Raw genomic sequence first — 25,699 nt, forward strand, 5'->3', positions numbered from 1 at the left:
ATTTTCACTAACAGATAAAAAAATGGCCATTAGCTTACATATTACATTCAAAAGCCATAAAGTTGGCTATTGAAGCAAATCGAATTTTCGGCGCAATGCACGGGATCAGTCCCCACCAGGTGCAAGGACGTCCCGGGTGCCGTTGCGGCCCATTGGCGAAACGAGTCCGGCGGCCTCCATTTGCTCGATCAGGCGAGCCGCACGGTTGTAGCCGATGCGCAGTTGGCGCTGGACAGCGGAAATCGACGCTCGCCGGGTATTGAGCACGAAGGCGGACGCCTCGTCGTACAACGGGTCGGCTTCCGCATCGCTCCCGCCCTCGCCGAACAGGTCGGCCGATGCGGCATCGGCCGGGTCGCCCGCGAGGATTGCCTCCTCGTAATCCGGTTCGCCGTACTGCTGCCAGTGTTCGACGACACGATGCACTTCGTCGTCGGCCACAAATGCGCCGTGCACGCGTTGCGGATAGCCGGTGCCGGGCGGCAGGAAGAGCATGTCGCCCTGCCCGAGCAATGATTCCGCCCCCATCTGATCGAGAATGGTGCGCGAATCGATCTTCGACGACACCTGAAACGCTACCCGTGTCGGAATATTGGCCTTGATAAGCCCCGTGATGACGTCGACCGAGGGCCGTTGCGTCGCGAGTATCAAATGAATGCCGGCAGCACGGGCCTTTTGCGCCAGGCGCGCGATCAATTCCTCGATCTTCTTGCCGGCCACCATCATGAGGTCGGCCAATTCGTCGATCACCACGACGATCAGCGGCAGGCGGCCCAGCGGTTCCGGCGCATCAGGCGTGAGCGAAAACGGATTGCCGACCTTCTGCCCTGCAGCGTTGGCCGCGTCGATCTTCTGGTTGTAGCCCGCGAGATTGCGCACGCCCAACGCGGACATGAGCCGGTAGCGCTTCTCCATTTCTCCAACGCACCAGTTCAACGCGTGCGCGGCTTGCTTCATGTCCGTCACGACCGGCGCCAGCAGATGGGGAATGCCGCCGTAGACGGACAACTCCAGCATCTTCGGGTCGATCATGATGAGCCGGACGTCGTCCGGCGTCGCCTTGTACAACAGCGACAGGATCATGGCGTTGACCGCCACCGACTTGCCCGAACCGGTCGTGCCGGCCACCAGCAAATGCGGGGCGCGGGCCAGATCGGTGACGACGGGCACACCGGTAATGTCCTTGCCCATCGCGAGGACCAGGCGCGAGGCGTGCGTCTCGAACGGACGTGCCGTGAGGATTTCCGACAGACGGATCATTTGCCGCTGGGCGTTAGGCAATTCGAGGCCCATGCAGGTCTTGCCCGGGATCGTTTCGACGACCCGAATCGACGTGACGCCCAGGGCGCGTGCGAGATCCTTCACCAGTCCGACGACTTGCGCACCGCGCACGCCGACGGCGGGCTCGACTTCGAAGCGCGTGATGACCGGCCCGGCGGACGCGCCGACGACGGTCACCGGCACCTTGAATTCCGCGAGGCGTTGCTCAATCAGTTGCCCAACGGCAGCCAGCGCTTCGGCGGGCACCTCGGCCGTACCGTCGGCGGCCGGCGTAAGCAGCGCCAGCGGCGGCAAATCATAGTTGACGATCGGCGCCGGCACAGAAGGTTCATCGGCCTGCGCATCGGCGGCCAAATCGGGTGCCGAGCCGAAGTCCGTGTCCGTGTCGAGTTCGACAACGCGGGCCGGCGGTGCCGACGAAGCGGCCGACGAATCAAGCGGCGGCAACGTGTTACCGACCACCGCGCGAATCACATAGCGCGGCTTCGGCTTCGGCTTCGACGCCTCGTCCGGCACAAGATGCGACACGCGTTCGACGGGCGTGACGTCGGAGGCGTCCGGCTCGACCGGCCAGTCCGGGACTTCCGGCGTCGACGGCGTATCCGGCACTTCCGGTGACGGCGGCCAACCCGGCACCTCCGGAGTCGCCGGGGCATCCGGGACTTCGGGCGTGCCCGGCGTCCCCGGCACCTCGGGTGTCCCCGGCACCGGCGGCGTGCCTGGCGTCTGCGACGACTCGGGCGCCTGAGCCGTCTCCGGAATCCCGAGCGTCGCAGGTGTCTCGATAATCGGGGACCCCGGCGTCAATTCGAGCGCGGACGATTCACCACGCGTCCATGCGGCCCATTGCTGCAGATCGCGCAACAGCACCTCGGCTGCCTCACGCAGCGCCGCCATTTCCTGCCACGCCGCCTCCCGGGCAATCCGGTCGTGCGCTTCGTCGTGCGCTTCGTCGTGCGCTTCGTCGTGCATTTCGTCGTGCGGCGGCGGCGGCGCATCACCCGTATCTACATGCGCTGCCACAGCGCTCGCCGCGTCAGCCGCCGATGGCAACACCACCGCCGCGGCGGCGGCGCCTGCCGGCGCCAACCCCATTGCCGGCGCGGTCACGCCGCCCACAGGCGCTGCCGGCGGGGGGCGCCGGAAATCCTCGAGTCCGAGTTGCGGTTTGCGAAATGGGCTGCGTACGATCGTCCCGCGCAAATGCGCTGGCGCGACACCGGGCACCCGCGCCGGGCGCGTGTTCGGCGCCAGCGTCGTTTCGGCGGCATCGGCGTTTCCATGTGGCCCCGCAATGGCGCCGTTGCGCCGTACAGTCGGCCGAGGTTGCGCCAGGGCGGGTTCGGTTCGGATCACGCCGCGCACCTGCAACGGCGGCGGCGGCGCCGAATCGAGCCGGGCGCGCTCCTTGTCGGAAAGTTTCCAGCGCGGCTGGGCGGCAAGCCCCCTGCGGCGCGGCACGATTTCCTCGGGCAAGCGGCCCACACTGTGGTGCCCCCCTGCCCCGCCGTGCCATTGCGCGATGCTCTCCGGGACGCCGCGTACGCTTCGATATGACGTGCCGCGAGGCGTCTCATGGCGCACATCGAAGCGCGCCTCGGCGTCATGCGCATCGGCGTCGTTCTGCGCGCCGGATGGCAGCAACAAGCCCCACCACGTCGTGCCGCACAGCATCGGCAGCACCAGCAGCAGTGTGCCGGCGGCCAGCGCGAGGGCAATACCGCTGCCCAGTACTCCCGCCATGCCGCGCGACAGCGCTTGGCCGACAGCGCCGCCGGCCGTGCCGGCGCCTGCGCCGGTCAGGGCCGCCAGCGTGGCACTGCTGACCATCGCGAGGGGCGTGCCGACCGCGACGCGCAGCGTACCCGGCCCCAACAGGCGCAGCTCTGCGCCAAGCAGACCCCGCACGCCAGGCCAAAGCAACGCCAGCAGCCAAAACGTCGAAAGTCCGAACCAGCCAAACGCCATAGTCGATCGAAAATCAGTAAACCTCGGGCAGAGATTGTAGCAGGTCGATCACCCGAAACCGGCCTGCCATCAACGTTTCACAACGATGAAATCGCGTCACAGCCGGCCGCCGCTAGGGTATACACGATTTGGCCGCATGGCATAATCTGTCATCTTTGAAGGGAAGTCACGGCCGCCGGACAATCGCGTCGTGCCGCGTCCACGGGCGTGGTCCTCGATGCCAGCGCACTCCACCACTCCAACAAAACCCACCCAACTGTGACACGACGCACTTGGGCCTTATTGATCGCGGTGGCCATCGTCGGTGGCCTCGTGTACGCCGTCGTCCAAATCGTGGCCGAGGAGGCTGCGACTTCACGCTGGCAGTCGCGCTATCTTTCGCGCGTCGGACGCGACGCGACTTACCAGATGGCCCCCGGCCCGAGCGACGCCATCCGATTTCCCGGCAGCGGCCCCTACGATGAGCGACTGGGTTATCACGCCCTGCCCGATTACCTCTCGCGGCTGACGCAGCACGGCTTCGCGATTACTGAACAGGCACGCATGTCTGCCGGCATGCTGTCACTTGGCGGTGACGGCCTGTTCTTGCCGTACCACGAGAAAGCCCAGGCCGGCCTCGCCCTGACCGACTGCAACGGGGACATGCTGTACCGCCAGCGCCTGCCGCGCCGCGTCTATTCCGATTTTGCATCGGTGCCGCCAGTCGTCGTCGCCAGCCTGCTCTATGTGGAAAATCGCGGGCTCCTCGATCCCGAGTACCCCACGCGCAATCCCGCCGTGGACTGGCCGCGGTTCATGCTCGCAGGCACCGATCAACTGCTCCGATTCGTCGATCCGCACCACACCAGCCCGGGCGGGAGCACATTGGCCACGCAATTGGAGAAATACCGTCATTCGCCATCCGGGCGCACCACCTCGCCGCGCGAGAAGATCCGGCAAATGGCCAGCGCGTCCGTGCGCGCCTACCTCGACGGCCCGCTCACGATGCCCTCACGCCAGCACATCGTGCTCGATTACCTCAATTCCGTGCCGCTCTCCGCCCGCGTCGGCCACGGCGAGGTCGAAGGGCTCGGCGACGGCCTCTGGGTCTGGTACGGGACCGACTTCGACGAACTCAACCGCCTGCTCTCCCAGGCGCCCGGCACCGACGAGAGCCTGCGTCATCCGACCGAAGCCCAGGCGCGCGCATACAAGCAGGTGCTCTCGTTGATCATCGCCCAGCGGCGTCCCTCGCAATATCTGCGCCAGGACATCGCCTATCTCGACACCTTGACGGACAGCTATCTGCGGCTGCTTGCCGCCGCGGGGACCATTCCCGCCGGCCTGCGCGACGCCGCGCTCGGCATACGCCTGGAACGCGCCACGCCGCCCGGGCTGCCGGCGCAACCCTCGTATATCCAACGCAAAGCGGTCACCGGATTACGCACGCGCATCTCGTCGCTGCTCGGTGAGCCGTCGCTCTACAATCTCGACCGCATCGACCTCAGTGCGGCGAGCAGCATCAATGCCGCCGCGCAGGAGGCGGTCACCGACCAGTTGGTGCGCGTGCGCGGCAAGGACGGCGCGCACGCCGCCGGACTCTACGGCTTCAATCTGCTGCGCGAGGGCGACGACCCATCCAAGTTGATGCTGTCCGTCACGCTCTATGAACAACGCGACCACGCCAATCTGCTGCGCGTGCAGGCGGATAACATCGATCAGCCATTCGATCTGAATCGGGGCGCGCGCATCAACCTCGGTTCGACGGCAAAATTGCGAACGATCGTGACGTATCTCGAAATCATCGCGGAATTGTATGACCAGTACCACCTTATGTCCCCCGCCGAATTGCGCGCGCTCAAGCTGCCGCAGGGTGACATACTGAGCCGCTGGGCCGCCGATACGCTGGCGCACACGCCCGGCATGACGCGCGAGGATCTGCTTGACGCAGCGATGGACCGGCGCTATTCCGGCAACCCGGGCGAGGCCTTCTTCACCGGCGGCGGCATGCAGGGCTTCGAGAATTTCGAGCGATGGGAGAACTCGGTGATGATGCCGGTACGCGAGGCGTTCCAGCATTCCGTGAATCTGGTGTTCATCCGGCTGATGCGCGACATCGTTCGCCACGAGACGTACCGCATTCACCCGGACCTCGACGTCTGGCTGCCCGATCCGGATTCGCCGCAGCGGCGCGAATATGTGGTCCGTTTTGCCGACAAGGAAGGCACGGATTACCTGCTGCGCTTCTACCGCAAGTACCACGGACTGAACGCCGCCGCCGCGCTCGACCGCATGCTCGATGGCCGGCGGCTGACGGCGGTGCGCCTGGCCACGGCGCTGCGCAGCGTCGCGCCCGACATGCCGCTGCCCGAGTTCACGCGGCAGATGCGGGCCCGCTTGCCGAAACCTGCGTCCGCCGCGCTGGACGACGACGATCTCGCCAAGCTCTACCGGAAATACGCACAGGACAAGTTCTCGCTCAATGACCGCGGCTACCTGTCGCGCATCCACCCGCTCGAGCTGTGGCTCGTGGAACGCCTGTCGCGCACGCCGGACGCCACGTTCGCACAGTTGCGCGACGACAGCCGCGACGTCCGTCAGACCGTCTACGCGTGGCTGTTCAAGACGCGTCACAAGCAGGCGCAGGTCGGCAAGATCCGCCGGCTGCTGGAGGTCGAAGCCTTTCAGGAAATCGCGAAGCGCTGGCGCCGCGTGGGCTACCCGTTCGACAGCCTGACGCCGTCGCTGGCCACTGCCATCGGCGCTTCCGGCGACCGGCCGGCGGCACTGGCCGAACTGGTCGGGTTGATCGTCGACGACGGCGTGGGACGTCCCATGGAATCGCTGCGCCGGTTCACGTTCGCACAAAACACGCCCTTCGAGACACGCCTTTCGCTGAGCGCTGGCGACGGCACGCGCCGCCTGCCGTCGGACATCGCGGGGGTGGTACGCGCGGCAATGCGCGATGTGGTCGAGGGCGGCACGGCGCGTTCATTGCGCGGCATCTTTCCGGTGCAGGTGGGCGGCAAGACGGGGACGGGGGATCAACGGTTCGAGACGTACGGCCCGGGCGGCCGGTTGATCGCTTCGCGCGTGGTCACGCGCTCGGCCACATTCGTGTTCTTCCTCGACGACCGGTTCTTCGGCACCGTCACCGCGTTCGTGCGTGCGCCCGACGCCGCGCATTTCAGCTTCACCAGCGCACTTGCGGTGCAGTTGTTGAAGTCGCTCGCGCCGGTGTTGTCAGACATGTCGCGCACGGGCGCCGAGGCGGGGCCGTTGGCCTGCCGCGACTAGCGCCGGCGATACGGCCGGCGTGCGTGTGCCGATACCATGGCTTCAGCAGTGTGGAGAGCATGGCTTCCTGGTTAGGACTATGAATGAATACCGCCGGCATCGTGCCGCAGACGGGAAAGCGTTATTGCATACGCGTGCGACCACCGTACGCATAGTACTCGTCGCCCAGCTCGGTCAACAGCATGGCCAAATCCGGATCGCGGATGAAGCTGACGGCCGAGTCGGCCGTGAGGATCGCCTCAGGCGACTGCGGACGCGCAATCAGGTATCCCTGAACATAATCGACGCCCAGTTCCGACAATGCCTCGAGGGTCTCGGCGTCCTCCACCCACTCGGCAACGCTGCGCATGCCGAGATTCTTGGCCAGCGCCACGATTGCCTCGACGATCGCCACATTGGCCGGATGGGTCAACATGCTCTTGACGAAGGCGCCATCGATCTTGATGGCGTCGACCGGCAGATCCTTCAGATACGAGAACGAACTGAAGCCGGCGCCGAAGTCGTCGAGGGCGATCTTGCCGCCCAGCGTGTGAATCCGGTCGACGAACCGCCGCGTATTGTCGAGATCATGCAACGCCACCGTTTCCGTGATCTCGATGCACAGAAGTCCCGCTACCCGCTCGTATTCGGCGAGCGTGGCGAAGATGTCGCGAATGAAATGCTCATCGTTCAACGATGCGCCGCTCAGGTTCACGCAGACAAAAAGCGTCTTGGGCAAGCGCTCGCGGTGGGCATCGAGCCAGGCCAGCGTACTCGAAAGCACCCATTTGTCGATCATGCCGATAGTGCCGTTTTCTTCCGCCGCCGTGATAACCCGGTGCGCCGGCACGACATTGCCGTCGCCATCGCGCATTCTCAGCAACACTTCGAAGTTCAACGAGCCGCCGGGGTCGGCCATCGCCATGATCGGCTGCATTTCCAGATACAGGCTGTTGGGCGTGAGGCCGGCGTCGAGGGCGTCGATGAGACGCAACTCGTCCAGCCGCTCGCGAAACGCCGATGCGCCGCGCTCGTACACGACCAATTCGCGCCGCGCCTTCTTGGCCTCACGGCACGCGCGATCGGCCGCTGAAATCGCGTCGGGCACACGCATGTCGGCCGCCAGCTCGATGACGCCGATCGACGCGCGCACCTGAAATGCCCGGTTGCCGATCGGGTACGGTTCCCCTGCAATGGCGTCGACGAGCCGCCGTGCGATCGCGCCGGCCTCGCGGATCGTCGCGTCGCGAAACACGATGATGAATTCATCGCCGCCGGTGCGGCCCACGCTCTGGTCGGCCGACAGTCGTTGGCGCACGCGGTCGCACACCTGACGCAACACTTCGTCGCCGGCATGATGGCCGAACAGGTCGTTGACGAGCTTGAAGCGGTCGAGATCGAGATACGCCAATGCGGCCGGACGGGTGTCGGACAATGTACGGATCGCTTCTTCCAGACTCTTTTCGATACCGCGCCGGTTCGGCACGCCCGTCAGCGAATCGTTTTCGGCCAGAAAGCGCAGCTGCTCCATGGTCTTGGCGCGTTCGGTGATGTCCTGCAGCGACCCTTCGATGCGGCCGTTGGCGAGAATCGCCTTGACCAGATAGCGGTTGCTGCTGCCGTCCGGCTGCGGCAGCGACAAGATTTCCAGCTCCGATTCGCCGCGTTGCTGCGCAACGTCCTGGAGCATGCGCCACGTACTCTGGCCAAAGAAATCGTCCCAACGGAACTCATGCGACCCCAAGGCGCCGATACCCAGCATCGTATGCAGCGCGGCATTGGCGCGCACGAACGCGCCCTGGTCGTCGAGCGTAAACAGCCCGACCGGCGTGACGTCGTACGCATTGCGCAGTTCCGCCTGCGCCTGAAGCTTGCCTTGATGTTCGGCGCGCATCTGTTCGGCGATGGCCAGCGCCGCCATCATGCTCGAGAAAAGCGCGGCCGTGACGCTGTTGAGCGTGCCGGCCAGCGCCCGCGCATTGAAAGCGGCGGCAACGACTTCGGAGAACGTGGCAAACAGCACGATCGCGAGCGATGCGCTGTACCACAGCGCTACGCGAGACCGCGTCATCACGAGAATCCTCACGAGCAGACACAGCACGATGACGATGCCGAGCGCGGCCACGACCCACAGCACCGGCACGAAATGCGCGTACGGCAACGCCACGGCGGCAGAAAACAGCAGCACGCCGCTCCATTGCAGCGCCATCACCATCCAGCGCAGACCGATGCGCTGCAGTTCCCGCCGGAACAACTGCGTGAACAGCGAGTAGGTCAGAACATAGTAGATCGCAAACGTCAATTTCCGGACAAATGCGTCCCAATCGGTCGGAATCGCCCGTTCGAGCCACTGCGTATCCGCGCCGATGGAGTTCGCCGCAAGCCGCAGATTGCCGACGAGCCACGCCGCGAACAGCACGTAAAGCCATTCCTGATTGATGATCGCGGTCACGAGCACGAACCCCGACAGCGTCAACAAGCCGCCCTCGAGCAAGCCCGTGCTGCGGTGGAATTCCTTCTCCGACAACGACAACTGGCTCGATGGCCATGCCGTGAGCGTCAGGTGCGCCGGCCCGGAAAACGTCCCTTGGCAAAGCAAAATGGCCGGTTCTTTCAGGCGGCCAAGATTGATCGAAAAACCCGCCTTCGACACCCGGATGCCGCCGGAAACGCCGGTTCGGTCGCCATGACCGACCGGTTGCTGCGCACCATCGCGCCAACAGACGAGCGATTGGGCGTGGCGCGAGGGAAATTCGATATAGGTGGATTCGTTGGCCGCGGCAGGCGTGACGGCCACGCGGAACCAGACCGGTGCTTCGGACAGGTGCGTATCGTACTGCCGCAGTTCCGGGGTGGCGGCGACCGCATGCTCGGCCGCCTCGAGACTGAACGACGACGGCAGGTCACCGCGCGCCTGGAACGACAACGGGAGGTTGCCGTGCACAGCGTACTGGTTTTCCTGAAAAAACAGGACAAGCAGCGACAGCAACAGGATGGCAACGGGCACCGCGTACAACGATACCGTATGAAACAGCTCGTCGAGCCGCGCCGACACGCCCCACCGCTTGCTTGTCCGTTCGCTCCCGGAGACCCCCGTCATGACCCTTGCCCTTGGTTTGATGATGCGCTCCCCGACCGGCGCGGCGCCCGACGGGTGAAGCCCGTGCGTCAACATGCCTGTGCCGCGCCCGTCCCGCCGGAATCGGCCGGCGGGCAGGCGTCTCGTGTCACGAGGCATTACATTCTTTCCATCACTGCCCACTTGCGCGTGTTACCGCTTAACGGCATTACACGGCCACACTGTAATGTGATGGTTCGAATGCTACAGGTTCGGCGGCAAAAGATAAATCCCGCAAATGCGCGTGGTCACTGGCTTGCGGTAGCGTTAGGCGGTCTGTGACATCGCCGGACGTTTCATGCAACTGCAGGTCCGGGTGGAAAGTCTGGCACATGAAACCGAAGAGAGGGTGGCCCGCCGCTTGCCAGCGCGGCCGCGCCATGCCGACTTCGAGGGCCAGCACATGATGGCCGATACCCCCGACGTGCGCCATCGGGATGACCCCTCGATCCGGGAACACCTCCTGGAACATCAGCGCCTGATACTGCCGGTGCAGCGGCGGGCGCGCCGTAATGACCATCCAATCGATGCCGTTAAGCAGGCAATATTGATAGAACGCCTTGAACAACGTCGTCTTCACAACCTTACCCATCGGCCCTGAAACCACCCCGAGCCGCGTTGCTTCGGCCAGCGCGCAGTGGGCCAGCCAGTTCGGCAGCGGCGCCGATTCCTCCAGATGCAGCGGCTGGAACTGGTTGGTCTGGATTCTCATGGTGCCCAGTGGCGCGCCGTCGAGCCGCGCCTGAGCCACCAGCACGAGGCTACCGGGCTCGCGATCGCTGTCCTCCGGCTCGCCGAGCGTCGCCGCCAGCTCCGGCAGATGACGGCCGTAAGCGGACTGGCGCATCGACACGGCTTTCCGGAGGGACGCATCGTCACGGGCGATCCGGACGGTAAACGGCAGCCGCTCTTCCCGCAGGCTGGCGAGATCGCCGATCGGCAGCCGGGCGGGCGTGAGCACGGCGTCCAAAACCGCCGGGGTCTGGGCATGGGCAAGCGCGAATTCGTGTGTAAGGTCGTACATATGTGACACTCCTGATAGTCGTTGAACGAATGTGCCGACCGCGCGGCACGGATCGCCGCGCGGTCGGCACCTCTCTTTCTTGACCTAGGATTCCTACGTGTCAAGTGCTTATTACTTCGTTGTTTTTTATCGTTTGTCCGACATCGCTCGGCGTCCTCATCGTGTTGCCCCGCCCACCGCCCGCCCACAAGGCATTCCGCCGGTCGCCCCCCTCCCCGCGCGCCCGCATCCCTCAGGAACACCCCAATCCCGACAAGCGTTTTTTATTTCTTCTCCCCCCCTTTACGCGGAATATCGGGTTCTGGCAAAATGATAAACCTGTTTATCATTTTGCCCGCTGCCTCCATGCCCCCGATTGATTGGTCGTCCCGTTTCGGCACCCTGGTTCACGATGTCGCCCGGGTGTACTCGCGCTCGTTCGACCGGCGCGCCCGTGACCATTTCGACCTGACGCGCGCGCAATGCCGGGTGCTCGTCATGCTCAATCGCTACGGCGTCATGAGCCAGGCGGAACTGGCCGAGCGCATGGAGCTCACCCCGATGGCGCTGGTGCGCCTGATCGACCGGTTGAGGGAGAAGGAATTGGTACTGCGCTTGCCCGATCCGCGCGACAAACGCGCCTTTCAGTTGCATCTGACCGAAAAATCGAATGCCAAGATCGACACCATCATTGCGTTCGCGAACGCGGTGGAGACCGAGGCGCTGCAGAATATTTCCGAAGCGGAGCGGGCCGAACTGGTCCGCGTTCTGCGCAAGGTGCTCGACAACCTGACGTCGTCCGAGCACGAAAGGTAAGACGTGTCCGCCATCCAAGCCGCCGCCCAGGCGCCGTCCGACGAAAAGCATCGCGCCATGATCACCATGTCGGTGATGCTCGCCACGGTGCTGCAAACGCTCGACAGCACCATCGCCAACGTGGCGCTGCCCCACATGCAGGGCAGCCTGTCCGCGTCCCAGGATTCCATCACCTGGGTGTTGACGTCCTATATTGTCGCGGCCGCGATCGCCACGCCCCTCACCGGTACGCTGTGCGCGCGCTTTGGGCGCAAGCGCGTATTCCTGTGGTCGGTCGCCGGCTTCACCATCGCCTCCGCCCTGTGCGGCATGGCGCAATCGCTCTCGGAAATCGTCGTCGCCCGATTGTTTCAGGGCATCTGCGGCGCCGCGCTGGTGCCGCTCTCGCAGGCCACCATGCTCGACATCAACCCGCCGCACAAGCACGGCTCGGCGATGGCGGTGTTCGGCATGGGCGTGATGGTCGGTCCGATCCTGGGCCCGTCGCTGGGCGGATGGCTGACCGACAGCTATAACTGGCGCTGGGTGTTCTACATCAACCTGCCGATCGGACTGATTGCGCTTCTCGGCATCGCCGCCTACCTGCGCGAACCGCCGCCGGTCAAGGTGGAGAAATTCGATTCCCTCGGTTTCGTCACGCTGGGGCTCGCCATCGGCCTGCTCCAGCTATTGCTTGACCGGGGAGAGCAGCAGGATTGGCTCAGTTCGCCCGAAATCTGGATGGAAATGCTCGGTGCGATCATCTGCTTCGCGTATTTCGTCGTCCATACTTGGACAACCCACGCGCATTCCTTCTTCAACCGTGCCCTGCTGCGGGACCGCAACTTCAATACCGGCGTGATCTACATCTTCGTGGTGGGGATCATTCTGTATGCGACGCGGGCGCTTCTGCCGCCGATGCTGCAGAGCCTGTTCGGCTATCCCGCCATCCTCACGGGCCTCGTGACCGCGCCGTCCGGCGCCGGGACGATGCTGGCAATGCTGTTCGTCGGCCGGCTGGTCGGCCGCGTCGACGTACGGCTGCTGCTCGGCTTCGGTTTCGCGGCCACGGCGTTTTCGCTCTACCAGATGGCCGGCTATACGACCACGCTGAGCCCGTCGGACATTGTCTGGCCGGGCGTCATCCAGGGTTTCGGCCTCGGCTTCGTGTTCGTGCCGCTCACCACGATCACGTTTTCCACCCTGGCCTCGCACCTGCGTGCGGATGGCGCCGCCATCTACAGCCTGTCGCGCAATATCGGCAGCAGTATCGGGATTTCCGTCGTGCAGACGCTGCTCACGCAGAATACGCAGATCAACCACGCCTCGCTTGCGCAGCACGTGAGCCCGTACGCCTCGCTCGGCGACGGCGCGGCAGACATGTTCACCCGGGCCTACGGCGCGTCGGGGCTGGCGGCGCTCAACGCCGAGATCACCCGGCAGGCAGCGATGATTGCCTATCTCGACGACTTCAAGCTGATGATGATCATGACGATCGTGGTCATGCCGCTGCTGCTCCTGATCCGGGTCAAGAAGCGGCACGCCGCAGAACCGGAGGAAATAATGCATATTGCGGCCGACTGACGACTCGGGGCATCGGCGGCGCCGGCGCCACCGGCATGCGCCCGGCCTCAGATCTCCTGGCGCCGCCGCACCGAGATGGCGCTCGCCGTGGAAAGGACAAGATCGGCGAACCGGCGCTCGTCGCGCTCGGCCTGCCAGCGCACCCGCGGCACCGCGATGTTGATCGCGCCGATCGCGCGGCCGTCCTGATTGGTGACCGCCGCGGCCGTCGAGATATCGCCCATGAAGTATTCGTCTTCGGTATGCGAATATCCCACCTTGCGAATCCGCGCGATCCGCTCCTTGATCTTGCGGACGTTCGTGAGGGTCGACGGCGTATACGCGACGAGATTGGTGCGGGCGAGAATGTCGTCGACTTCGTCGTCGCCAAGCGTCGCGAGCATTGCCAGCCCCGGCGCCGTGCAATAGGCCGGCAGGCGCGAGCCGACGATCACGTTCGCGTTGAACACGTTGCGGCTCACGATCCGCAGGACAAACACGATGTCCGTATCGAGCCGCACCGTCAGGTTGGTCGCCTCCTCGACTTCGGCGGCCAGTTGCTGAAGATACGGCGCGGCGCGGCTCACCAGTTCGTTTGACACAAGATAGTGATACGTAAAGTCGAGCAGTTTCGGCGAGAGCTCATACTTCTTGCTTTGCGTGTCCTTGAGCAGATAGCCAAGCGCAGCGAGTGTGTAGGTGAAGCGCTGCGCGGCGCTGATGTCGAAGCCGGTCGCTGCAGCGATCTCGGAAAGCGAGAGGTGGCGTTTTGAACCGTCGAACGCCGTGAGCACCTTCATCGCCTTCTCGACCGACTGGACGTACAGCGTCGATTCGGTCGACAACGGGGTCGCGTCATCGGACGACGCCTTCGCACGGGGTTTGCTGATTTTTTGCGTGGCCACGATGAGGAGCAGGGAAATAGGGGCGGATGGGCTGAAATTATCTCATAAAAATAAGACTCTATTTGCATTCGATAACCCGAGGCCCTTTCACGTGAATACACGCGTCACGGCGGGCCCTGCCCCGATCCGCCTTGCGCGTCTCAGGCCGGGATACCGATGCGGTCCCAGGCGGCGCCGGCGTCGCGGGCCAGCAAGTGCTTCTTGATGCGTTCGCTCGGTGTCGTCTCGAACCGGTCCGCGCGCAAATAGTAACGCGGACACTGATAGCTGGCGAGCTTCTCGGCGGCCCACGCGGACAAGGCTGGCCATTCGACGCATGCCCCTTCGCGAAATTGCACGTACAGCAGGATCTCCTGCTCGCCGATCGCGCTGGCGACGCCGACCGCCGCGCTGGCGGCAATGGCCGGATGGCGTGCGAAAACGCGTTCGATCTCCCACGCAGACACGTTTTCACCGCGCACGCGCATGCTGTCGGTGCGGCGGCCGACGAAATACAAGTCGCCATGAGCATCGCGCCGCGCGCTGTCGCCAGTATGAAGCTTGCCGTCACGCAACGCGCTGGCGGTGGCATCGGGATTGTCGAGATACCCCGGCAGAAATACGCCCTCGACATCGCTCGACAGCACCACTTCCCCGATCTCGCCATCGGTGACCGGCAGGCCGTCGTCGCCAAGCAGCTCCAGCGTGAGCCATGGTAATGGCTTGCCGATGGAACCGGGCTTGTCTGCGTCGTTCAGGGTCGCGAAGCTCGAGCACTCGGTCATGCCGTAGCATTCACGAAGCGCACATTGCAGGCGCTCGCGTGTGGCTTGCCACGCACTGACCGAGACGCCCGCCCCCCACGCCACGCGCAGGCTATGATGCTTGGGCTGCGATTGTGCGGGCAGTTGCATCAGAATGTCGAGAATGCCGCCGAGGTAATGCAGCTGCGTCGCTTGCGACGCTTCGCATTGCGCCCAAAATCGGCTCGCCGAGAAGCGCTCCACCACGTGAAGCTCCACATGGCACAGGAACGGCAGCAACAACATCTGCGCGCCGCCGATATGGCACAGCGGCTCCCACAGGAACAAACGGTCGCCATCGCGCCCGTCGGCAACGCGCAAGGCCGCTTCGCTGGCGATCCGCATCATGCGGTGCGTGAACAGCACGCCCTTGGGCGCCCCTGTCGTGCCAGACGTATAGATGATGCACAACGTATCGTCGTGACGCACGGCCGGCAATGGCAGCGCCGCGCCCGATGACGTCGCGGCGGCGTCCGTCATCACATCCGCGAGCCAAACGCGCGGTACGGCAACGCCGGGGCGTTCAACGGATTCGGCGCTCAGCGCGTCGCTGGCCGCAAGGACATCGCCAAAGCACGGTTCGCTCACGAGCAGCTTGGGCGCCGCATGCTGCAGCAGGTACTGCAGGCCGTCGCCCTTGAGGCGCGTATTGACCGGCACCCACACCAGTCCGGACAGCATCAGCGCGTAGATCAACGCAATCTGTTCGGCACTGTTGCCGAGCATGACGGCCACGCGGTCGCCGTGGCGCAACCCTTGCGCCGCCAGCCACCCCTGGAGTGCCGCAACTTGCCGGGCCATTTCCGCGCGGCCGATGGCACGACCCTCGTAGACGACGACCGGCGCGGCTGCGCGCTCGGCGTCGAGCAGCCCGGCATGCAGCAGCGGTGCGACGTCGAGCCCGTCGCCGTGGGCGCGCTGCGGGAAGTATTTCGTATAGGGATGCGAGGGGGAGTGCATGGTCTTCAATAGCTATGACGTTTGAAATACGAGGACAGCCAGACGACGAAGGCCACCAGGAACACCAGCGACGTGGCCACTGCGGCGAGCGTCGGCGTGACGGCGAGCTGGATGTCGTCCCACATCTGCTTGGGCAGCGTGGTGTTGAGGCCGCCCGATACGAAGATGGCGATCGTCAGGTCGTCGAACGAGACAATGAACGCGAACAGGAACGCCGCGCCAAGACTGGACGCGAGCAGCGGCAACAACACCGTACGCACCCGCGTGAAACCCGACGCGCCGAGCATCTTCGCGGCATCGTCGAGACGCCAGTCGAAACGCTTGAAGCTTGCCGACAGCGTCACTACCACATAGGGAATCGCCAGCACCGTGTGTCCGATGACGAGGCCGGCATCCGAGCCCGTCAGGCCCAGCCGGGCGAACAGATACAGCAGCCCGACCGCGATCACGATGCGCGGCACGATGAGCGGCGCAATGAACATCGCAAACAGCGGTTTGCTGTAGCGGCCAGACATGCGCGACAGGGCCAGCGTCGCCCCGAAGCCGAGGGCGAGCGCGAGCACGGCCGTCGAGAAGCCGACCGCGAGCGAGCGCCACAGCGCGGCTTGCCAGACAGCCGAACTCAGGAACGCCCCGAACCATTTCAGGCTGAACAGATCCGGCGGAAACGCCACGAACGGACTGCGCGTGAACGCCAGCGGCACCACGAACGCGATCGGCAGCACCAGCAGCAGCACAGCCGCCCACGTATACAGCTTCAAGCCGCGGTTGCCCGGCACACGCCCGGCGCGATGAAAATGCAACTTCCCGGCCGCGCGGCCGATCGCCAGCAGCACCGGCAACGCGCGGCCGCCCTGCCCGCCTTTAGGGCGCGGTGCATCGCCCGACAGCGACGACAGGCCGACCACCCGGTCGTAGACATAGAACACCAGGATCGAGCACAGCAGCAGCACGGTTGACAGCGCGCCGGCGAAACGCAGGTCGAACAATTCGAGCACCGACGAGATCACCAGTTGCGCAATCATCGATTCCTTCGGCGAGCCGAGCAGTGCCGGCACGATGAAGAAGCCGAGACTCGTGATGAATACCAGCAGGCCGGCGGCGGCCGCGCCCGGCTCCGACAGCGGCAGGAAAATCGTGAAGAAGCCCGTGGCGCGGTCCGCGCCGAGCGTCTCGGCGGCTTGCACCAGCTGTGTGTTGATGCCTTGCATGATCGGCAGCATCGTCATCACGGCGAGCGGCAGCATCGCGTGCACCATGCCGATCAGCACACCCATCATCGACGGCGCCAGCGTCGACGTGTCGGCAATCAGTCCGAGGTGCGACGCGATGGTCGTCAGCACGCCGGTTTTCGACAGCAACAGCATCCAGGCATACGTCTTGACGAGATAGCTGGTCCAGAACGGCAGCATGATCCAGAGCAGCCAGCGTTCGCGGGCCCGGGCCGTCAGACGCGCGAGCAGGTAAGCGATCGGATAGCCGAGCACGACCGACAGCGCGGCCGTCAGGAATGCGATCCAGAACGTCGTAAGCATCACTTTCGCGTAGACCGGCGTGTGCGTCATGCGCGCGAATTGTGCCGTGGACAGCACGCCATCGGCGTTGTACAGACCGCCCTGCAGGATCTCGACGACCGGCACGACGAAAAACACCACGAGGAACAACAGCGCCGGCACCGCGGGCAACCAGGCGCGCAGGCGGCGCGGCCAGGACGGCCGCGTTCCCGCTTGGGGCAAGCGTTGAGCAAGCAACATGGGAAGGCTTCCTTAGCGGGTAAGCAGCGTGGCGCGGGCGTGATCCCACGCGAGCCCGACCGTCTCACCGACGCGCGGCGACAGATTGCGGGGACAGCGGACCGTAAAATCGACGTCGGCGGCAGCGCCGTTGTCATTGCCTAGCGACACGATGGCGCGCGTATCGCTGCCGACGAATACCACTTCCCGGATCGTGCCCGCGAGCGCACCGTCGGCGGGGGCCGTCAGACGCGCGGCTTCCGGGCGCACCAACAGGCAAGCTTGCCCGCTGGCCGGAAGGTCGGCCGACGGCGCAACCGGTACGAGACGGTTGCCGATACGCAGCGCCGCGCGGCCGTCGGGCAAGGTTTTTACCAGCCCGTCGAGCAGATTCGAGTGGCCGAGGAAGTCGGCGGCGAAGCGCGTGGCGGGCCGGTCATACAGTTCCGCGGGCGTGCCAATCTGCTCGATGCGCGCCTGGTTCATCAGGCAGATCCGATCCGACAGCGTGAGCGCTTCGTCCTGATCGTGGGTCACGTAGATGAACGTCGCGCCGAGTTCCTGATGCAGCCGGCGGATTTCCAGCTGCATGTGTTCGCGCAGTTTTTTGTCGAGCGCACCGAGCGGTTCGTCGAGCAGGATGATCGACGGACGAAACGCGAAGCAGCGGGCCAGCGCGATACGCTGCTGCTGGCCGCCGGAGAGTTCCGTGGGGAACCGCTGCCCGAACGCCTGCATCTTGACCATGGCGAGCGCCGCATCGACCGCGCCGCCCAACTCAGCCTTCGGCAGACGCCGCATGCGCAACCCGTAGGCGACGTTGTCCCACACCGTCATGTGCGGAAACAGCGCGTAGCTCTGGAACACCATGCCGATGCCCCGTTTGCCGGGGGCCTCTTGCGTGGCTTCTCGGCCGTCGATAAAGAGTTGGCCGGCGCTGGGCTCGACCAGCCCGGCAATCATTTGCAGCAGCGTGGTCTTGCCCGAACCGGAGGGTCCCAGCAGCGTCAGGAATTCTCCGGCGGCCACCCGCAGATCGGTCGGCAGCAGCGCCGGCGTTTCACGGTAGGTCTTGGCGAGGCCGACGGTCTCGAGTTTGGCGGTCATGATGGCGTCTACGGCAAGAGAACTTACGACAGGATCCACGCGTTGAAGCGCTCGGTCGCGGCGGCGCGATGCTCGGCCCACCATTGCGGGCTCGGCAGGCGCATATTCTTCAGGTTGTCCGGGGCGGTCGGCAGGATCGGCGCGCGCTTGGGCACAATCGAATCAAACGCCTTGAGGTTCGTCGGACCGTAGGCCAGATCCGTCGTGATCAATGCCTGGCGCTTTGCATCGCCGCAAAAGCGCACGAACTGCTTCGCGAACTCGGCGCGCGGCGTGCCCTTGGGGATGCCCCAGCCTTCGATCGAATAGAGTCCTTCGTTCCAGACGATCGACACCGGCGCGCCGTTATCGATCGCGGCCTGGGCGCGGCCGTTCCACGTCGACATCATGTCCACGTCGCCGCTCTGGATCGCCTGCATCGCTTGTGCGCCGGACGTCCACCACAGATTCACGTGCGGCTTGATGCGATCGAGGCTCTTGAAGGCGCGGTCGAGATCGAGCGGATACAGCTTGTCGATCGGCACACCGTCGGCAAGCAGCGCCTGCTCCAGCGTATCGATCGGACTGCGGCGCAACGAGCGGCGGCCCGGATACTTCTTGACATCCCAGAAATCGGCCCATGATTTCGGGCCGCCTTTCGCGAACTTGTCGGTCCGGTAGGCAAGCACGGTCGAATACACATCGACGCCGAGCCAGTCGGGCGTGACCGCTTGCGGCATCACGCCGGGGAAGTCCGTGGCTTTGAGGCCGATCGGTTCGAGGAAACCTTTGGATTCCAGAAACGGAATATCGGCGGACAACGTGAGCGTGGTGACGTCCCACACGTAATTGCGCGTCTGCACCATGGCGGCGAACTGGGCGACCGGTTGCGCGTCGCGTGCGACGTTGACGACCTTGATGCCCGTGGCCTTCTCGAACGGGTCGTAGAAGGCGGCGCGGTATGCGGTCGTGTAGGGACCGCCGGGGTCGGACACCACGAGTTGCCTGGCTTGGGCATGTGCCGCGCGCGGCAGCGTGGCGGGTAGTGCAGCGGCGGCGGCAAACGCGCCGGCGGCTTGAAGCAGGCGGCGGCGGGTCGGGTTGCGCGGTTCGGACATGAGGGTCTCCGGAGCGTGGGGCGAAGATACGCGTGGAACGTGAGGCGTGGGCGGCGCGGGAATGCGCCGACCTCCGATCACTGCTTGGCGCGTTTTGCGAAGAACGCTTCCATCATGCGGGCCGGTTCGCCCGAGTCGTACGACTCGCGCTGGATCCGCATGCCGGCTTCGATCGCATCCCGGAACGTGCCTTCGGTCATTTCGCGGAAGCGTTGCTTGTCGAGGCGCATGGCCACCGGCGGCTTGGTCGCCAGTTCCGTGGCGATCTCGACGGCCTTGTCGAATACCTGGTGTTCCGGCACCAGATGATGGATCAGGCCGATTCGATAGCACTCGTCGGCGTCCATCAACCGTCCGGTCAGCGTGAGTTCAATGGTGCGCGACATGCCGAGCATGTGATTCATGATCCACGGGCCGGTAGTGCTGGCGATGCCGGCGTTGATCTCCGGCTGGCCCATGCGCACGCCCGGGTGGCCGACGCGAATGTCGCCGAGCAGCGCGACCTGGAACGCCGAGCCGGCGGCGGTACCGTTGAGCGCCATCACCAGCGGCTTCTTCAGGCCCCGCAGCACGGCATAGTAATGCTCCCAGCCCTTGATCCACGACACGGCCTTCTCGCCGTCGAAGTCATGCGCTTCGCCAAGGTCCTGCCCGGCCGAGAATGCACGGCCGGCGCCGGTCATGATGATCGCGGATACGGCGTCATCGGCGTCGAAGCGCTGCAACGTGTCGATGATCTGTTCGCGCATGGCGATGGTCCACGCATTCAGGCTCGCGGGACGGTTCAGTGTGATGACGCCCACCGGGCCGACGTGTTTGACGAGGATGTCCTGGCTCATTTGGGTAACGATTTCCTTTGCAGTTGCGTTGCTCATTAGTTATCTCACTGTAATAACTATTATTTAACTGCAATATAGACGCATCAAAAAGATGGCGCAAGACCGATCGCGTCAGGGTTTACGCGATCGGGTTGCACCTATTGAGGAGGAGAGCGCGCTTGGCGCCGAGGGGGAATGATGGACGCACGCCGAGCGTCGTACGCGGCAGCGGTAGTACCTTTTGTTGCGCAGCAGTACCTGATGCGCCTGATGCGCCTATCGCGGCGTCTGCCGGCGAATCCGGTTGATAGCCTGGAGTTGGGCGACGGCCTCGGCGAGCTCGACTTGCGCCTTGGCGTAATCGATATTGCCGGACTGATTCGCGAGCCGCTCCATGGCTGCCTCCCGCGCTGCCGCGGCGCGCGCCTCGTCGAGGTTCTCCGCGCGAATGGCGGTATCGGCGAGCACTGTCACCAGATGCGGCTGGATTTCGACGAACCCCCCGGCAATGTAGAGAAACGTCTCCGTGCCGTCTTCTGCCTCGATCCGGACCGTTCCGGGCCGCATCGACGTCAATAACGGCGTGTGCCCCGGCAAAATGCCCAGTTCGCCGGCGGCGCCCGGCACGGCGACAAAACGCGCTTCGCCCGAGTAAATCGAGGTTTCCGTGCTGACGACGTTGACGTGAATCAAAGCCATGAATCGTGTGTCCCGGGGAGAGGATACGGATACTGTACTCGATCGAAACCCGGTTGCGGCGGCCACGACGACAAATACTGCATGTGGCCCGAGCGGCAGTCACGATGCCGATCAGGCGTGATGTCAGGACATGCAGCTCACGTCGGACGGCGCAAGGACGTCCTGCGCATCACGCATGTGCGCCTGCTTCAGCCGACACCGTGGATACCGAACTATTCGTCTACGCGCCATCCATCGATGGTCAGGCGTTCGAAACGTTTTTATCTTGATTCATGAGAAAACGCCAAGACCGCCACGCAACCCTATGATTTTATTTATTTTTTACGCGCCCAATTTCCGCATGGCGTACGCGATGAGGTGGCAAAACGCTTCCGTTATCAACCACACGGCGCAATATTTCATCTATTTATTAGCAAAACGAAACATTATGTTACGAATCTTGCGTTGCCTTTACGGAGACGCCTTCTTAGGCTCAGGTAACCCCGGCGTTGCGCCGACAGGAGACGACAATGCACCAGAGCCAGCGACGTTCCCGCAGCCGATCCGCCGTGCCTTCACGTCTTTCCCCCCTCCTCGTTGCACTGGGATTCCTGCCCGCCGCCTCTGCCTTCGCGACTTGCACCACCACTGCGCCGCCGTCCAACACCACAGTCACCTGCAGCGGCACCTCGACCACGCCGGTCGTCGCGCAACCCGGCAGTACGAACGTCACCGTCCAGGCCACTGCCGGCGGAACCGTCAGCACCGTACACACTACCGATGCCGATGCGGTCGCGTTGCGCGTGGATTCCGCCAGCACCATCGTCAATGCCGGCACGATCTCGGTATCCGGCACGGTCGGCTCGGGCCTTCATCGCGGCGCCGGCATGTTGGGCTTCAACGACGGCAACCAACTCACCAACACGAGCACGGGGATCATCAACACGACCGGTGGGTTTAACGACGGCATGGCGATCAATGGAAACAATGGCACGCTGACGAACGCGGGCGCCATCACGACCAACGGTACGCAAGCTTACGGGATGGCGGCGGAATGGGGTCAGTCCGCCAGCCCGAATGCCGACAACAATACGTTCACGAATACCGGTTCGGTCACGACCCACGGCGCTGCCGCGCGCGCGATCAGCGTGGTCGGCGGGCACGGCACCGTCAACAATAGCGGGACGCTGCTGGCGACAGGCAGCGGAACTGCCTACACCGTTTATATGCAGGGCAATGCGTCTTTGCTCAACAACAGCGGTCACATCGAGGCGACCGGCACCGGCGCCGATGCGGTCGTCGTCAATTCGCTCGGCACCACCTTCACCGCCACGGTCAATAACATGACCGGCGGCGAAATCGTCAGCCGCCAACGGTTTGGCATCCGCACGACCAATGGCATTTCCACGATCACCAATGCCGGGTTGGTACAAAGCGATGCGGGTACCGCCATCGCGATGGGCACGCTGGGCCACAATACCCTGATCCTGCAAACCGGCTCCCGGATTGTCGGCAGCGCCGACGGCGGCAACATGACCAACAGCCAGCTGATCCTGCAAGGCACCGGGGTCGCCGACAGCCCGTTCAGCAACTTCGGCAAGCTGCTTGCCCAGGGCACCGACTGGACTTGGGCCGGCAGCGGCACATTCAACACCGTGCAGGTGCAGAACGGCCGGTTCAATCTTACGGGCACGATCGGCGGCACGACATCGGTTGCCGCCGGCACCGAACTTGCCGGGACCGGGACGTTGACGGGCGACCTGACCAACGCCGGCACCGTGCACCCCGGCGCGGGCAATGCCACGGGGGCGCTCACCGTCGTCGGCAACTACGTCGGGCAAAACGGCACGCTCGCCATCGATTCGGCGCTCGGCAACGACAGCGCCCCGGTCAGCCCCCTGGTGCTGAGCACCGGCGCGGCCAGCGGCAACACCACCGTCTCCGTGCGTAATCTCGGCGGCGCGGGCGACTTGACGACCGCGGACGGGATTCCTGTCGTGAGAGCCGTCAACGGTGCCACGACCGCCGCGGGCGCATTCGCGCTCGGCTCGCGTGTCAGTGCCGGCGCATATACGTACTTCCTGTATCGGGGCGGCGTCAGCGCGGGCACGGCCGACAGTTGGTATCTCCGGTCGAGCGTGGCCGCCGCACCGCTTGCGGCGTTTGCTGCGTCTGCTGCGCCCGGCGTGCCGACCATTGCGCCGCAAGCCGCACCCGGCACGCCGCCATTGCCGACGCCGGACCCCGGCGACGATCCTGTCCCGACCTATCGCGTCGAAGTGCCAATTTACTCCGCCATGCCGGTCCTCGCGCGTGCCGTCGGCATTGCGCAACTCGGCACGTTTCACGAACGCCAGGGGCAGCAAGGACTCCTTGACGAACAAGGCCGGCTGCCCGCCGCCTGGGGCCGCGTCTGGGGTCAAGCCTCACAGTTGCGCGCAACGGGAACGGTCACGCCGCAGTTCGACGGCACGCTTGGCGGCGTGCAAGTCGGTCACGATCTGTTCGCGAGCACCAACGAAAGCGGCCATCGCGATCACATCGGCGTGCTGGCCGGCTGGACCGGGGCCCACGGCGACATCACTGGCTTCGCACTCGGCTGGCACGACACGGCCGCCGGCAGCCTCGGCGTCGACGCTTACAGTGCCGGGCTGTATTGGACCCACATTCTGCCTGCCGGCGCGTACACCGACATGGTGTTGATGGGCACGTCGATGCAGTTTTCGCCGAAATCGGCCAGCGGCATCAATACGTCGACGCGCGGCAAATCGTTCACCGCCTCCCTCGAGACCGGATGGCCGCTCGCCATCGCGCCAAATCTCAGCCTCGAACCCCAGGCGCAGGTGATCTGGCAACGCCAGTCGATCAACGATTTCGACGACGGCATTTCGACGGTCGGATTTTCCAACGGCAACAGCGGCCTGGCCCGGATTGGCGCACGCCTCGAAGCCAATCTCGACGGTCCGCGCGGACTTTTGCGCCCCTATCTGCTCGTCAATCTGCTGCACAGCTTCGGCGCGGCCGGCAGCGTACTGTTCGGCGGCGTCACGCCGATCACGACCGGCACGTCGAGCACCGCTGCACAGTTCGGCGTCGGCATGGCGGGACGCGTCGGCAAATCGGCAAGCGTCTACGCAACCGTGGCTTACCTCACGCAACTGGACGCGACGCGCCAACAAACCATCTCTGGCACAATCGGACTTCGCTGGTCGTGGTAGCGTAACGTCCGTTCGAGGGCACGCGCGGCACGCCTGGCAAGACAAGGAGTCCGCGATGCCCCAATTCGATGTCGACCTGTTCGTGATCGGCGCCGGCTCGGGCGGTGTGCGCGCTGCGCGTATCGCCGCCCAATACGGCGCCAAGGTGAAAGTGGCAGAAGAGTACCGCGTCGGCGGCACCTGTGTGGTGCGCGGCTGCGTGCCGAAGAAGCTGCTGGTCTACGCAAGCCGCTATGCCGACGAATTCGAGGATGCCGCAGGCTTTGGCTGGCAGGCCGGCACGCCAACCTTCGACTGGAACACGCTGATCGCGCGCAAGGACAGCGAGATCGCGCGTCTCGAGAACGTTTATCGAACGAACCTGGCAAAAGCCGGCGCCGAACTGATTGAAGGCCGTGCTGTCGTCGAAGGCCCGCACACGGTGGTGCTGCCGACCACCGGCGAGCGCATCACGGCGCGCGTGATCCTCATCGCCACGGGCGGACGCCCCGGCGATCAGCCTCACTTCGCCGGGCGCGAGCATGCGGTCTCGTCGAACGAGATGTTCCATCTCGAGCGCCGCCCTGCCCGCGCAACGATCATCGGCGGCGGCTATATCGCCGTCGAGTTTGCCGGCATTCTTGCCGGACTGGGCACGCAGACGACACTCGTCTACCGTGGACCGCACCTGCTGCGCGGCTTCGACGACGACCTGCGCGAAGGTGTCGAAAAGGCCTATCGCGACAAAGGCATCGAGGTCATTCTCAATCGCACTGTCGAGCGCGCCGACAAACATGGCGACATCCTTCACATCACCCTGTCCGACGGCAGTGCCCACGAGACCGATCTGCTGATGTCCGCGGCCGGCCGCGTGCCCTACACCCAAGGGCTCGGACTCGCGGCATCGGGCGTGGCGTTGGGCGCAAAGGACGCCGTCATCGTCGACGAATTCTCTCGCACCAACGTGCCGTCGATCTACGCCATCGGCGACGTGACGGACCGCGTCAACCTCACGCCGATGGCGATCCGCGAAGGCCAGGCATTTGCGGATTCCGTGTTTGGGGAACGTCCGACGCGCGTCGATCACACGCTGATCCCGACCGCCGTGTTCAGCACCCCCGAACTCGGCACGGTCGGACTGACCGAAGCCGATGCCCGACGCGCGTACCCGGATCTTCAGGTCTATCGCGCCGAGTTCCGTCCGCTCAAGGCAACGCTTTCGGGCCGCGCCGAACGTGTGCTGATGAAGCTGCTGGTCGACGGTGCGACGGACAAGGTCGTCGGCGCGCACATGCTCGGCGAAAGCGCCGGCGAACAGGTGCAACTGCTCGGCGTGCTGCTCGCCATGGGCGCGACCAAGGCGGATTTCGACCGGACGCTGGCCGTGCATCCGACCGCCGCCGAGGAGTGGGTCACGATGCGCACGCCCGTGGCGTGAC

15 protein-coding genes are annotated in these 25,699 nt (G+C 64.7%); 5 read left to right on the forward strand and 10 right to left on the reverse strand.

The window, feature by feature from the left end; genetic code table 11:
• Positions 1-105 precede the first annotated feature (105 nt).
• On the reverse strand, positions 106-3,249 hold the full coding sequence (locus PTE30175_RS03220) for a DNA translocase FtsK (protein WP_150695601.1): 3,144 nt from the start codon (positions 3,247-3,249) through the stop codon (positions 106-108).
• A gap of 258 nt (positions 3,250-3,507) precedes the next feature.
• Between PTE30175_RS03220 and PTE30175_RS03225 the strand changes: the two genes are divergently transcribed.
• Positions 3,508-6,525 carry a transglycosylase domain-containing protein gene (locus PTE30175_RS03225; RefSeq protein ID WP_224788575.1) on the forward strand — a complete coding sequence of 1,006 codons (3,018 nt, stop codon included), beginning with the start codon at positions 3,508-3,510 and terminating at the stop codon, positions 6,523-6,525.
• A 121-nt stretch (positions 6,526-6,646) separates the two neighbouring features.
• Here the strand turns inward: PTE30175_RS03225 and PTE30175_RS03230 are convergent, their stop codons facing one another.
• A complete protein-coding gene (locus tag PTE30175_RS03230) occupies positions 6,647-9,604 on the reverse strand; it encodes a putative bifunctional diguanylate cyclase/phosphodiesterase (RefSeq protein ID WP_150695602.1) in 2,958 nt (985 codons plus the stop codon).
• A gap of 187 nt (positions 9,605-9,791) precedes the next feature.
• Positions 9,792-10,646: an N-acyl amino acid synthase FeeM domain-containing protein gene (locus tag PTE30175_RS03235; protein WP_150695603.1), complete on the reverse strand. Its 855-nt coding sequence runs from the start codon at positions 10,644-10,646 to the stop codon at positions 9,792-9,794.
• A 345-nt stretch (positions 10,647-10,991) separates the two neighbouring features.
• Here PTE30175_RS03235 and PTE30175_RS03240 point away from each other — a divergent pair, with 345 nt between their 5' ends.
• Positions 10,992-11,441: a MarR family winged helix-turn-helix transcriptional regulator gene (locus PTE30175_RS03240; protein ID WP_191628804.1), complete on the forward strand. Its 450-nt coding sequence runs from the start codon at positions 10,992-10,994 to the stop codon at positions 11,439-11,441.
• Between the two features lie 57 nt (positions 11,442-11,498).
• Positions 11,499-13,004, forward strand: a complete 1,506-nt coding sequence (locus tag PTE30175_RS03245) for a DHA2 family efflux MFS transporter permease subunit (protein WP_150695743.1) — start codon at positions 11,499-11,501, stop codon at positions 13,002-13,004.
• A 47-nt stretch (positions 13,005-13,051) separates the two neighbouring features.
• Here PTE30175_RS03245 and PTE30175_RS03250 read toward each other — a convergent pair whose 3' ends face one another.
• The 7 genes from PTE30175_RS03250 to PTE30175_RS03280 form a co-directional block, all read right to left on the reverse strand.
• On the reverse strand, positions 13,052-13,873 hold the full coding sequence (locus tag PTE30175_RS03250; RefSeq protein WP_224788589.1) for an IclR family transcriptional regulator: 822 nt from the start codon (positions 13,871-13,873) through the stop codon (positions 13,052-13,054).
• Positions 13,874-14,028: 155 nt separating this feature from the next.
• A complete protein-coding gene (locus tag PTE30175_RS03255; RefSeq protein WP_150695606.1) occupies positions 14,029-15,630 on the reverse strand; it encodes an AMP-binding protein in 1,602 nt (533 codons plus the stop codon).
• 5 nt (positions 15,631-15,635) lie between these two features.
• Positions 15,636-17,384: an ABC transporter permease subunit gene (locus PTE30175_RS03260; RefSeq protein WP_150695607.1), complete on the reverse strand. Its 1,749-nt coding sequence runs from the start codon at positions 17,382-17,384 to the stop codon at positions 15,636-15,638.
• A gap of 12 nt (positions 17,385-17,396) precedes the next feature.
• Positions 17,397-18,470: an ABC transporter ATP-binding protein gene (locus tag PTE30175_RS03265; protein WP_150695608.1), complete on the reverse strand. Its 1,074-nt coding sequence runs from the start codon at positions 18,468-18,470 to the stop codon at positions 17,397-17,399.
• 23 nt (positions 18,471-18,493) lie between these two features.
• Positions 18,494-19,567 (reverse strand): ABC transporter substrate-binding protein, encoded by a 1,074-nt coding sequence (locus PTE30175_RS03270; protein ID WP_150695609.1) that lies wholly within the window; start codon positions 19,565-19,567, stop codon positions 18,494-18,496.
• A gap of 77 nt (positions 19,568-19,644) precedes the next feature.
• Positions 19,645-20,406, reverse strand: a complete 762-nt coding sequence (locus tag PTE30175_RS03275) for an enoyl-CoA hydratase/isomerase family protein (RefSeq protein WP_150695744.1) — start codon at positions 20,404-20,406, stop codon at positions 19,645-19,647.
• Positions 20,407-20,661: 255 nt separating this feature from the next.
• On the reverse strand, positions 20,662-21,084 hold the full coding sequence (locus PTE30175_RS03280) for a F0F1 ATP synthase subunit epsilon (protein ID WP_150695610.1): 423 nt from the start codon (positions 21,082-21,084) through the stop codon (positions 20,662-20,664).
• A 509-nt stretch (positions 21,085-21,593) separates the two neighbouring features.
• Here PTE30175_RS03280 and PTE30175_RS03285 point away from each other — a divergent pair.
• Together PTE30175_RS03285 and gor are read left to right on the forward strand one after the other, a co-directional pair.
• On the forward strand, positions 21,594-24,281 hold the full coding sequence (locus tag PTE30175_RS03285) for an autotransporter family protein (RefSeq protein WP_150695611.1): 2,688 nt from the start codon (positions 21,594-21,596) through the stop codon (positions 24,279-24,281).
• Positions 24,282-24,336: 55 nt separating this feature from the next.
• Positions 24,337-25,698, forward strand: a complete 1,362-nt coding sequence (gene gor / locus PTE30175_RS03290) for a glutathione-disulfide reductase (RefSeq protein WP_150695612.1) — start codon at positions 24,337-24,339, stop codon at positions 25,696-25,698.
• Position 25,699 lies beyond the last annotated feature (1 nt).

This window comes from Pandoraea terrae, assembly GCF_902459695.1.
GTDB classification, from domain to species: Bacteria; Pseudomonadota; Gammaproteobacteria; order Burkholderiales; family Burkholderiaceae; genus Pandoraea; species Pandoraea terrae.